The sequence below is a fragment of the Atribacteraceae bacterium genome, from assembly GCA_035477455.1.
Classification (GTDB): domain Bacteria; phylum Atribacterota; class Atribacteria; order Atribacterales; family Atribacteraceae; genus DATIKP01.
Map to the genome: position 1 here is coordinate 1 of DATIKP010000134.1, position 11,661 is coordinate 11,661.

The 11,661-nt window shown below is 56.7% G+C and carries 9 protein-coding genes; 8 read left to right on the forward strand and 1 reads right to left on the reverse strand.

Going from position 1 to position 11,661, the window contains the following annotated elements:
• The first annotated feature begins 70 nt into the window (after positions 1-70).
• From VLH40_08075 to VLH40_08085, 3 genes are all read left to right on the forward strand, one after another.
• Positions 71-1,096, forward strand: coding sequence for a Gfo/Idh/MocA family oxidoreductase (locus VLH40_08075; protein HSV31960.1), 1,026 nt, complete (start codon positions 71-73; stop codon positions 1,094-1,096).
• Positions 1,089-1,250 (forward strand): hypothetical protein, encoded by a 162-nt coding sequence (locus VLH40_08080; GenBank protein HSV31961.1) that lies wholly within the window; start codon positions 1,089-1,091, stop codon positions 1,248-1,250. The genes VLH40_08075 and VLH40_08080 overlap by 8 nt, the downstream gene beginning before the upstream one ends.
• A gap of 139 nt (positions 1,251-1,389) precedes the next feature.
• Positions 1,390-2,817, forward strand: coding sequence for a pyridoxal-dependent decarboxylase (locus VLH40_08085; GenBank protein HSV31962.1), 1,428 nt, complete (start codon positions 1,390-1,392; stop codon positions 2,815-2,817).
• Positions 2,818-2,870: 53 nt separating this feature from the next.
• Here VLH40_08085 and VLH40_08090 read toward each other — a convergent pair whose 3' ends face one another.
• Entirely contained in the window at positions 2,871-3,443 is a 573-nt protein-coding gene (locus VLH40_08090) for a hypothetical protein (protein HSV31963.1), read from the reverse strand.
• 399 nt (positions 3,444-3,842) lie between these two features.
• On the opposite strand from VLH40_08090, the gene rhaS reads away from it, so the two are divergent.
• The 5 genes from rhaS to VLH40_08115 all read left to right on the forward strand — a co-directional run.
• Positions 3,843-4,853 carry a rhamnose ABC transporter substrate-binding protein gene (gene rhaS, locus VLH40_08095; GenBank protein HSV31964.1) on the forward strand — a complete coding sequence of 337 codons (1,011 nt, stop codon included), beginning with the start codon at positions 3,843-3,845 and terminating at the stop codon, positions 4,851-4,853.
• 113 nt (positions 4,854-4,966) lie between these two features.
• The gene (locus VLH40_08100) at positions 4,967-6,463 is read left to right on the forward strand and encodes a sugar ABC transporter ATP-binding protein (protein ID HSV31965.1); all 1,497 of its coding nucleotides are present in this window, start codon (positions 4,967-4,969) and stop codon (positions 6,461-6,463) included.
• Positions 6,464-6,479: 16 nt separating this feature from the next.
• On the forward strand, positions 6,480-7,490 hold the full coding sequence (locus VLH40_08105; GenBank protein HSV31966.1) for an ABC transporter permease: 1,011 nt from the start codon (positions 6,480-6,482) through the stop codon (positions 7,488-7,490).
• Complete coding sequence (locus tag VLH40_08110) at positions 7,487-8,494, forward strand: ABC transporter permease (protein HSV31967.1); 1,008 nt, start codon at positions 7,487-7,489, stop codon at positions 8,492-8,494. The genes VLH40_08105 and VLH40_08110 overlap by 4 nt, the downstream gene beginning before the upstream one ends.
• A 228-nt stretch (positions 8,495-8,722) precedes the next feature.
• The coding region (locus VLH40_08115) for a PAS domain-containing protein (GenBank protein ID HSV31968.1) at positions 8,723-11,661 on the forward strand (2,939 nt) is incomplete at its 3' end.

An 11,661-nucleotide genomic window follows, 5' to 3' on the forward strand; every position in this document is an offset into this window, starting at 1 on the left:
TTCCTTCGTTCTTTTGCAGCAAAATTACTTATTGCAGTAGAATTAAGATTGGAGACAGAGGAGGAAATACATGGCAGACATCGCATTTATTCAAGTGGGTTACGGGCTTTTCGGTGAGGGGTGGGCGGATATTCTCATGCGCTCTCCTCGTTGTGCGTTGGCGGCTCTGGTGGATAACCGGCCGGAAGCCCTGGAAGGCTTCAGCCGGAAATACCCCGGCCACGGGGTGAAGCTCTGTGAAAGCCTCACACAAGCTTTCCGGGAAACCAGTGCCGAAGCTCTTCTCATCGCCGTCCCCAACCGCTACCACCGGGATGCCGCTCTGGGGGGAATGGAAAAGGGGCTCCATATTCTTTCGGAAAAACCCATCGCCGACTCCTGGGAAAACGCGGCCGCCATCTACCGCGCCTGGCGAAAGACCACCGAGCTTATTTACCTCGTCGGACAAAATTACCGGCTCAAGCCTCCCATCAAAGCGTTCCGAGAGATCTACCGCTCCGGCGTTGCTGGAGCGGTCGGGTACCTGCTGTATGAATTCCATAAGGCCTGGAAATTCGGAGGCTGGCGGGAAGAAATGACCTTTCCCCTGCTGGAGGATATGGCCATTCATCATTTTGACACGCTACGCTATGTCCTGGATGATGAACCGGAAACGATCACCATGGAAAGTTTCAATCCGGCCTGGAGCTGGTTTTCGGGTAATGCCTCGGCCATGGGCGTGATCCGTTTTTCCCGGGGTATTCAGGTCAATTATTGTGGCAGCTGGATGAGCTTTGGCAAAACCACCGAATGGACCGGCAATATATATTGCTATGGGGACCAGGGAGCCTTGACGCTTGAAGACAATCGGATCTACCACTATCCCAGGGAAGGGAACCGGCAAGAAATCATCTATCCTTCGGACGTGGTCGACGAACGGGAAGAACTGCTCACAGAATTCTGCCGATGTGTGACTGAGCGCAGCGAATCACATTTCTCTCTCCGGGACAACATCAAAACTTACGCCATGATGTGGGCCAGCGTCGAAGCGGCAAAAAGCGGACATCCCCAGGTCGTCGCCGACCTCCTCAGGGAGTTGGAAGACCCCGGTGGATGAACTGGCCGATGGCCGCCGGGTGGCCCAGGCTCTGAGCCCGGTTTTTCACCAGGGCCGGATACCTCCGGCAGGTTCCGGGAGTCTCCTTTCCGGAAACCAGCCGGATCACGCTGAACAGCCGGGCTTCGCGTTACGGAAAATCCGCCTGGGGTAAGCGGGGCAGGGTCGTGCACCTTGGAAAAGAGACAGGAGATAGAACAAAAGCTCCCAGGTCCAGCCCATTATAAAACCCCCGTGGATCAGGACAATTCAAAACGAAGGAGTGCGAAGCGACTGACAGGAGGAGTATGGCAGTGGACAAAGAAGCGTTTAAAAGGTACGGATATGCATTCATCGACTGGCTGGCCGATTATCAGGAAGGCCTGGAGCGTTTCCCGGTTAAATCCCGGGTGGAACCGGGGGAAATCAAGGGTCAATTGCCCGTAGTCCCTCCGAGTGAGCCGGAAGCGATGGATCAGATTTTTTCCGACTTCCAGCAGATTGTCGTTCCGGGGATCACTCACTGGCAGCATCCCGGCTGGTTTGCCTATTTTCCGGCTAACACCAGCCCTCCCTCTATCCTGGCCGAACTCCTGACCGCCGGATTGGGAGCCCAGTGTATGGTCTGGCAAACCTCACCGGCGGCTACTGAACTCGAGGAAGTGGTAATGGAATGGCTCCGTCAGATGCTCCAGCTACCCGAGGGTTGGAAGGGAGTGATCCAGGACACCGCTTCCACGGCCACCTTGTGCGCGCTACTCACCGCCCGGGAAGTGGCTACCGAGTTTTCCGGAAACACTTTCGGTGTTCAAAAACCCCTGACGGTTTATGCCTCCGAGGAAGCTCACTCAAGTATCGAAAAGGGGATCAAGATCGCCGGTTTCGGGAAAACCAATCTCCGGCTGGTTCCCACCGACCGAAATTTTGCGATGCTTCCCGAAAAACTCGAGGAACTCATCAAGCGCGACAAGACCCAAGGTCTGACCCCGGCCTGTGTGGTGGCCTCCGTGGGCACCACCTCCTCCACCGCAGTAGATCCCCTAAAAGTCATCGGGGAAATCTGCCGCCGCCATCGTCTCTTTCTTCACGTCGACGCCGCCTTCTCCGGTACCGCGGCCATTCTTCCCGAGAAACGATCCCTCCTGTCCGGCGTGGAGTATGCCGACTCTTTCGTTTTCAATCCCCACAAGTGGATGTTTACGAATTTCGACTGCTCGGCCTACTTCGTCAAAGACCCAACGCTCCTGACCCGAACGTTCGAAATCCACCCGGAATACCTGAAAACCGGAGTAGACGCCCAGGTTTCAAATTTTCGGGACTGGGGGATTCAGTTGGGACGCCGCTTCCGGGCCCTGAAGCTCTGGTTCGTCATCCGCAGCTACGGGGTGGAAGGTCTGCGGTCAATACTGCGGGAACATTTACGCCTGGCCGAACAATTCAAGGAATGGGTGACGGCCGACCCCCGCTTTGAACTCATGGCCCCGGTCAGCGTGAGCCTGGTGTGCTTCCGGCTGAACGACGGGAACCGTTCGGAAGAAGACCTCACCACCATGAACCGGGAACTTCTGGAACGGATCAACGCCACCGGTCAAGCCTTTCTCACTCACACTGTCCTGCGGGGACGTTACGCCATCCGGATGGTCATCGCCTCCCGCCTGACCGAGGAACGCCATGTCCGGGCCACCTGGGACTTTATTCTTGAACAGGCGGAGAGTGTTTTAGGAAAATATCGAAAGTCGTGAGTGATCACTCACGACTTTCGACTCACGAGTACCATTCTCCACACGCTCAACCCTTATCGTGGTTTACACAGGATCTCATGGATTTTCAGGTCGAAGAAATCGACGGTGGACACCGCACGCATGAGCAACGCCGTATCCGCCCCCTCTCCCGTCCCACCGACGCCGATCACCGGAACTCCGGAGGGGAGCATTCCGGCATCTACCGCGCTCAACATGACTTCCACCGCCACCTTGGTCCCTTGCGAAAAGGCATACAAGGTATAAGCGATGAGCTCGACCGGTGGGACGCCACCAAACTTCCGAACGATGGCTGACTCGACATTGCCCATGAGCGAGTGGGTACAGGTGAGAACCTGGGCTCCCAGGTTTTTTGCCTCCGCCAGCTTGTCCCAATTCGGTTCTCCGTATTCCACCCAGGTTCCGGCCTGTAGTGTCACCCCGACCAGATTCAAACCTCCCGCGATATCTGACCGCAGTAAACGGGCGGCCCGGAGAAGCGTCTCTCCCCCAGTGGCCACCACCAGGTGATTAATCCCCTCTTCTCTGATCACCCGGCTGCACTTATCCAATACCAGGTCTAAATGCTGTGGTCCGCCTTCCGAAAAAACGAGAGTTGAGCGTTCCATGGTTAACACCTCCCTTTCGTCCCTTCAACTCCATATTGAACAAAATCTTTTCTTCCTATATAATAGTTAAAGAGGCGAGAGAAACAAGTCATATTTCTCCCGTTTGAAAGCAACGCTGAAAAACTGGCCACATATCACGCTCTCATCCCACTATCACATTGAATGCGCCATATGCCGTGTAACTGGTCAGAGAATTCCATTGAATCCTGCGGGCAAAGGAAATTATGGGAACCTTTTCTCTGTCCTCAATAAAGCACAAGGAGGTGCATAAACTCGCACAAATCATCTATTGGCTGTTGGGGTGTTTCTTTCTTGAACACCGTTTCAAGGCATCTTCCCTCAAGAACATGGAGAACTGGTCAGTTGAAAGAGGAGTCTTAATAAGGAGGTTGGATATTTATGTCTAAAAAAGTACTGCTTGTATTTTTGTCCTGCTTACTCCTGCTCGGTCTTTTCTCAGTGTATGCGTTTGCTGAAGGATTTGACATAGCCATGGTAGTCAAAAACGTCGGTAATCCTTTCTTCGATGCGGTTGGCCGGGGAGGCCAGGCCGCTGCTGACGAGATGGGAAACACTTTAATTTTCCAGGGTCCTCCCACTCCCACCGTGGAAGGACAGATTGAAATCATCAGCCACTTGATCGCTCAAGAGGTTGATGCCATTGCCGTATCCGCCAATGATTTCTATGCCTTGGTTCCGGCGATGCAACGGGCGAGAGATGCCGGAATCCTGACCATCAGCTTCGACTCGGGAGTCCATCCCGACGGGAGGGTTCTTCACATCAACCAGGCCGACTTTGAACAAATCGGCCGACTCCAAGTTCAGGCCATCGCGGAAATGATCGATTATGAAGGTGAGATCGCCATACTGAGTGCCGGTGCCACCATGACCAACCAGAACATCTGGATCGAATGGATGAGGGAAGAACTCAAAGAACCGCAGTATGAAAACGTGGAATTGGTCTCCGTCGTATTTGGAGATGACCTGCGGGATAAAAGTTATAACGAGGCTATGGGTCTGTTCAAGTCTTTTCCCAATCTCCGGGGAATCATCTCCCCCACCACGGTGGGAATCGCCGCTACGGGGAAAGCCATCTCCGATGCCGGTTTGACCGGGCAGGTTCAACTGACCGGCCTGGGACTGCCCAGTGAAATGGCCGAGTGGATTTTGGCCGGTGTCTGCCAGGCCATGTTCCTCTGGAATCCGGTAGATTTGGGATACTTAACAACCTATGTAGCGGGATTGTTGCTTGATGGAACGATCAGTGGAGCAGTCGGGGAAACCCTCACGGCCGGCCGGATGGGCGAAAAATCCATTACCACTACCGCTGACGGTGGGTTAGAAGTCCTGCTCGGCCCGCCCTTTCGCTTCGATGCGACGAACATCGAAGAGTGGAAAGTCGTGTATTGATTAAGCTTTGCCTCAAGTCGCTTCCTGTTCACCAATTACCGATTCATCCCTTCCGGGCGGGGTCAGTACCCCGCCCGGGATATTCCGGAAAGTAACCATCTCCCGAAAGAGCCATGAATGAATTTGTACTGGAATTAAAAGGAATATCGAAAAATTTCCCCGGGGTCAAAGCCCTGGAAAGCGTGGATTTCAACCTCAAGCCGGGTGAAATCCACGCCCTGGTGGGCGAAAACGGCGCCGGTAAATCAACCCTGATTAAAATCATCACCGGCGTATTCCAGCCGGACAAAGGAGAAATCCTTTTTCACGGAAAAAAGATACTGATCAGCAATCCCACCGTCGCCCAGAAACACTTGATCGCCGCCATCTACCAATACCCCACTTGCTTTCCCCATCTCACCGTAATGGAAAATATCTTTATGGGTCACCCTCTGGTGGAGCCCCGTTCCCGCCACCTGCTCTGGAAAGAAATGCGAGTTGAAGCGAAAAGGCTCCTGAAATCCCTGGGTACGGATCTCAACCCGAATCTCCGGATGGGAGACCTGAGTATCGCACAACAACAAATGGTGGAAATCGCCAAGGCGCTCTCGCTCAATGCCCGGATTCTGATCATGGACGAACCCACCGCCGCTTTGACCAAGGGAGAAACCGAGGAACTTTACGCCATCACCCGCCGCCTGCGCAATGAAGGAACCTCGATCATTTTCATCTCCCACCGTTTCGAAGACATCTACCAGATCGCCGAACGGGTTACGGTTTTTCGGGACGGGAAAAGCATCGGAACCTGGCCGGTCCCGGAGATTTCCGAAGCTGAACTGATCAAGGCGATGGTCGGGCGGGAAATCAACCAGCTTTTTCCTAAATCCACTGTTCCAGTTGGAAAAGAAGCTCTCCGGGTGGAAGGGCTGTCCCGGGTGGGCTACTTCGCTGATATCTCCTTTTCCCTCCGTGAGGGGGAAATACTCGGTTTTTCTGGACTGGTGGGCTCCGGCAGGTCGGAAGTGGCCCAGGCCATTTTCGGGATCCACCCCAGTGACCGGGGGAAAATTTTTGTGCGAGGGAAAGAATGCACCATCGACAGCCCCTGGAAGGCCATGGAACTGGGAATCGGCTACCTGCCGGAAGACCGCCAGATACAGGGCTTGGTCTTACCCTTGACCATCACCGACAACATCACCCTGTCCACCCTCGATCGTTATGCCCGGAGAGGCTGGCTGAAAAATCAAGCGGGATACAAGGTTTCCCAAAAACTCTTTGAATTGCTCAAAATCAAGGCGCCTTCCATCTTCGAAAAAACACTCGCGTTGTCCGGAGGAAATCAACAAAAAGTAGTGGTGGGAAAACTCCTGGCGGGAGAACTGCACATTCTGATCCTGGATGAACCGACCAAGGGGGTGGATGTGGGAGCCAAATCGGCTATCCACCAGATCATGAGCGACCTGGCCGCCGAAGGTTTCGCTCTGATCATGATCTCCTCGGAAATGCCGGAAATCCTGGGGATGAGCGATACGATCATCGTGATGCGCGAGGGGCGGATCACCCGCACGTTCAGCCGGGAGGAGACTACCCAGGAAAAATTGCTGGCGGCTGCAGTGGAAGTGAACCGGTAAAGGAAAGGGTATAAAAATGAACCGCTCAATACAAAACTCCGGCCTGGATTTCTTAAAAAACCTGCGAGGGTTTCGAGATCTGGGGTTGGTGGTTTTCATTATTTCTATTTCACTCTTGATCGGGGCGCGCAATCCCCGCTTTCTCACCTGGGGAAATCTGCACGACATGCTCCTGGATACCTCGATTCTTTCTATCCTGTCTATCGGCATGATGATGGTATTGGTTACTGGAGGAATCGACTTGTCCGCCGAATCGGGGATAGCCCTCACCGGGATGATCGTGGGCTTGACCCTCATCCGCTACCCGGCGATTCCGGCGGTCCTGACACTCTTTATGGGGATGGCTCTGGGAGCAGGATTTGGAGCGATTACGGGGGCCATTATCGCCCGGGGCCGAGTGGTCCCGATTATCGCTTCCCTGGGCATGATGTACGTCTACCGGGGGCTCACCTTTATGATCAGCGGCGGCCGGTGGGTCAATGCCCATGAATTGCCTGACGGTTTCAAAGCCATGTCCACCGGAAGACTCCTGGGCTTTTCCAACCTGATTCTGATTTCCGTCGTGGCCTACATCATCTTTACCTATTTCATCAACCACACCGAAACCGGCCGGAAGATTTTCGCCGTAGGGAGTAATTTAGAAGCGGCCCGCATCATCGGGATCAAGACCAACCGCATCGTCTGGTTGGTGTATACACTCTCGGGAGCCCTCTATGGATTGGCCGGAGTCATGTGGGTCTCCCGCTACGCCTCCGCCCAAAGCGATTCGGCTTCCGGGTATGTGTTCACCATCGTGGCCGCCTGTGTTTTGGGAGGAGTAGCGATCACCGGGGGTGTGGGTACAGTCTCCGGCATACTTCTGGGGTCCTTCACCATCGGCATTATCAATAACGCATTGCCCATGATTCGGGTTTCCCCCTTCTGGAGAATGGCCCTGCAGGGAGCGATCATCCTGGTAGCGGTATTGGTGAACATCGCCATCACCCGGAACTTCGAACGTAAAGCCCTGCTGCAAAGGAAAATATGATGGAAACATCCAAAGCCATAATCTCCTCCGGCAGCTGGAGTGCCCGAGCGGTCTTTCTCCGTTGGGAATGGCTTCTGGTAGGTCTGATCGTTGGAATCAGCATCGTGAACAGCCGCCTCTCACCGCATTTCTGGGACTATCAAAGACTGATAGAGGCCATGGCGGTGTTCCTGGAAAGAGGATTCATCGTCCTCCCGGTAGCCATGATCTTAATTTCCGGAGAAATCGACATCTCGGTTTCTTCCACCGTCGCCCTCTCCTCAGTCTTGATGGCTATCGCCTTCCAAGCTGGGGTGCCCATGGGTCTGGCCATCCTCGTCGCTTGTGTGGTGGGAACCCTGTGCGGGGCATTCAACGGCTTTTTGATCTCCCGTATCCCCGGCCTCTCCTCAGTGATCGTGACTTTAGCCGCCAACACTCTGTTCCGGGGAATCGCTTTCATTATCCTGGGAGACCGGGCGGTAGGGGGGTTTCCCCGCTGGTATGCCTACCTAGCCTGGGGGCACATAGGAGCGAGCGGGATCCCCTTCATTATCCTGATCTTCGCTATTCTGGCGATAATCTTTGGACTGGTGCTTCATAAAACCACCTTCGGCCGGAAGATTTTCGCGATGGGGAACAATCAGGTCGCTGCCCGGTTTTCCGGTATCCCGGTAGGCCGGATCAAACTCATCCTATTCACCCTGGCTGGGGCGATGTCTGGCCTGGCGGCGGTATTTCTCACCTCCAAATTGGGAAGTTCCCGACCGAATATCGCTCTGGGATATGAACTGGAAGTTATCGCCATCGCCGTTTTGGGAGGAGTGAGCCCCTCAGGAGGGAAAGGGAGCATCGTCGGTGCTATCCTGGCCCTGATCCTGATGCGTTTGCTCCGTTTCGGACTGGGACTACTCAACGTGCCCGGCCAGGTGATGCTGGTGATCATCGGGACCATCCTGGTCATGGTGGTCATGCTTCCCAACCTGATCGGGTCGGTACGTTTTCAGCGTAAAAGGACGGGATAAAACCCAAGGTCGATTAACCGGACCCTTCCGAGTAATCTTCCGTGTACCGGCATTCCCCGTTGACCTAGCCGGTACATATGGCAGAACCAAGCAGTCGGGCCCGCTGGCAAAGAGCAGGAAAAGGATATCCGTTTTATTTTATTTGACAAAGAAGGCGGATATTTGCAACAATAGACAATATGCCGTTCCCGGAGCGTTCAACATGGACTACCCCGCAGTGCGTAGCCGATGAACCTCTCGATCCCCAGACAGAAAATCCGCTGGGCTATTGCGGCGCTCGGTATTGGCCTGCTCGCTGCCTGCTGGCAGGTGCAACGCACCGAGCAGTTGTTGTATGCAGATTTCCTCCGACAGGGCCGCTTGCTGCTCCAGGCTTTCAATCCAGAGCCTATCTCCCAGTTGAGGGGAAGCGCAGAAGACGAAGAGACCCCCCTCTATCGCAAACTCAAGGCCCAGTTCTTGCTTACCCGTCAGGCTTTCCCCCAATACCGTTTCCTGTACGTGTTGAGGCGCACCGCCGACGGCAGGATCGTCTTTCTGGTGGACTCCGAACCGGCGGATTCCCCCGAGGGATTTAGGCCCGGGGAGGTTGTCGAAGCCTCCCCCGCCCTCCGGCAGGCCTTCTCCACCGCCCAGGTCACCACCGAGGGCCCCCGGCGGGACCGGGGGGGTCCCTGGAAAAGCGCCCTGCTTCCCCTCTTCCACCGACACAGCGGGGAGAACGTGGCGGTTGTGGGGATAGACATCTCCCTCCGTCACTGGCGCCTTCTGCTCCTCCAAAGTCTACTTCTCCCTGCGCTGGGCACGATCAGCTTCCTTTTGATCCTCCTGCTCAGCCCGCTGCTTTTAGGGAAGCGCGAGCCCCCCTCCAACCCGCGCCGGCAGGGAGAGAGCAAGCGTTACGGGGAGGCCATCGTAATCTGTATCACCGGGCTGACCATAACCGTTTTCCTGACGATTATGGTTTACGAGCGAGAACAGCGGAGCCGCCAGGCGGCCTTCGCCCACCTGGCCGCGGAGAAAACCAGCAGCATCACGGAAGCGCTCCGGGAGACCCATAGTCAACAGATGGGGAGACTGGGGCATTTTTTGGAAGGCAATGTCCCGGTGGACCGGCAGGAGTTTCTGGAGTACACCGAGCGGCTGATCGCGTACTCCGAGATCCAGTCCTGGCAGTGGGTGCCGGCAGTGCCGGTGGAAGACCGCTTACGCTGGGAAGCGGCGGCCCGGCATGACGGCATCGTCGACTACGCCCTCTGGGAACTGGATTGCCAGGGACAGAGAGTTCCGGCCGCCCGGCGGGAGTGGTATTACCCGGTCTTCTACGTGGCGCCCCGGGAGGGGAATCACGCGGTGCTGGGGTTTGACCTGGGGTCTGACCCCCTCCGGCGCAGGGCCCTGGAGCAGGCCCGCCGGACCGGACTGATTACGGCCAGCGATCCGCTTCCGCCGATCCCGGAAAACGGCATCCCCCCCCGTATCAACCTGGTCCGGCCCGTTTTTCCCCAGGGAGTACCGAAAAACCAGGGGGGCTTCGTCCTGGCCGTCCTGGACATGGACCAGCTCCTGGCCCGCACGGCCAGGATCGCCGGTAGCGATCCCGCGGTCCTTACGGTGTCCCTGTACCAACTCGGCAACGGTACGGAACTCTTCCGCCTCTCCTCCCCCTCCCCGGACCAGGACTGGCTTCCCGCCCGGAGCGCTACCTGGCGGCCGTCTTTCCAATCCCTAAGCATCGCGACACCATTGTTTGCCTTCGGGAAAGTCTACCTGGTGGTGAGCCGGGCAGGCAGGGGGTTCTCCTCTCTCTACCCGCTGCGGGAAGGCTGGTTGAGTGCCCTGGCCGGGACCCTGCTAACTCTGTTGTTGAGCGTCTTTGGTGGATTTGTGGCCCATTACCGCCTCAGCCTCGAAAAACGGGTCCGCCGGCGCACGGCCGAACTCCACGAAAGCCAGGAACTCCTCCAAGCCACCCTCCGCTCCATCGGGGACGGGGTGATCAGCACCGACGCGGCCGGCCGGATCAGCGGCCTGAACGCGGCCGCGGAAGTCTTTACCGGGTATACCCATGCCGAAGCTCGGGGAAAACCGGTGGATGAGCTTTTCCACATCGTGCACGCCCAAACCGGCCAGGCGCTGGAAAGCCCGGTGCACCGCGCCCTGCAACAGGCCCGAACCGTCACCCTGGCCAACCATACCCTCCTCATCGCCCGGGACGGCACCCGGCGGCAGATCGCCGACTGTTGCTCTCCGATCTGCGACAGCGACGGCACTATCCTGGGGGCGGTGCTCGTGTTTCGGGACGTCACCGAAGAATACCGGCGGCGGGAAGAACTCCGGTGGGAACGGAGGCTCCTGCGGACCATTATCGACAACATCCCGGATGGGATCTACGCCAAAGATCGGGAGACCCGCAAACTTCTGGCCAATCCGGCCGACGTCAAACATATGGGACTCGACCGGGAGGAAGAAGCCCTGGGTAAAACCGACTTTGCAGTTTTCCCCTCCGACATCGCCGAGCAGTTTTACCAGGACGACCGCTACGTTTTGTCCAGCGGCAAACCGGTCATCAATAGGGAAGAGAAGGCGTTTAAAGGAAGCGGGCAGGAACGCTGGCTCCTCACTTCGAAATTGCCGTTGTTCGACGATCAGGGACAAGTGATCGGCCTGGCCGGCATCGGCCGGGACGTCACCGAGCAGAAAAAGGCCGAGGCGGCCCTGCGCCACAGTGAACAGGAGAAAGCCCTGATCCTCAACGCCATACTGGAGATGATCAGCTTCCTGACTCCGGACCTGAGCGTGCAATGGGCCAACTGGGCCGCCACTGAAGCGCTGGGTCTCCCGCTGGAAAATCTGGTCGGAAAACCCTGTTTCGAACTCTGGCACCAGCGAAGCGAGCCCTGTCCCGCCTGTCCGGTGGTCACCGCCCGGGACACCGGGCGGCCGGCCACCGGACAGGTCAGCACTCCGGACGGGCGGACCTGGCTTCTGAGGGGCTATCCGGTTCTTGCGGAAAGCGGGGAGGTCACCGCCCTCATCGAATTCGGCCAGAACATCACCGAGCAGAAACGCGCCGAAGAACGCATCCGCCACCTCTCCTTCCACGACTCCCTCACCGACCTCTACAACCGGGCCTTCCTGGAAGCGGAGATGCAGCGTCTGGACAC

Excerpts from the sequence above, each read along its gene's own strand:
- VLH40_08075 (HSV31960.1), top strand. The coding sequence starts at position 71 with ATGGCAGACATCGCATTTATTCAAGTGGGTTACGGGCTTTTCGGTGAG.
- VLH40_08090 (HSV31963.1), bottom strand. The coding sequence starts at position 3,443 with ATGGAACGCTCAACTCTCGTTTTTTCGGAAGGCGGACCACAGCATTTA.
- rhaS (HSV31964.1), top strand. The coding sequence starts at position 3,843 with ATGTCTAAAAAAGTACTGCTTGTATTTTTGTCCTGCTTACTCCTGCTC.
- VLH40_08100 (HSV31965.1), top strand. The coding sequence starts at position 4,967 with ATGAATGAATTTGTACTGGAATTAAAAGGAATATCGAAAAATTTCCCC.
- VLH40_08105 (HSV31966.1), top strand. The coding sequence starts at position 6,480 with ATGAACCGCTCAATACAAAACTCCGGCCTGGATTTCTTAAAAAACCTG.
- VLH40_08110 (HSV31967.1), top strand. The coding sequence starts at position 7,487 with ATGATGGAAACATCCAAAGCCATAATCTCCTCCGGCAGCTGGAGTGCC.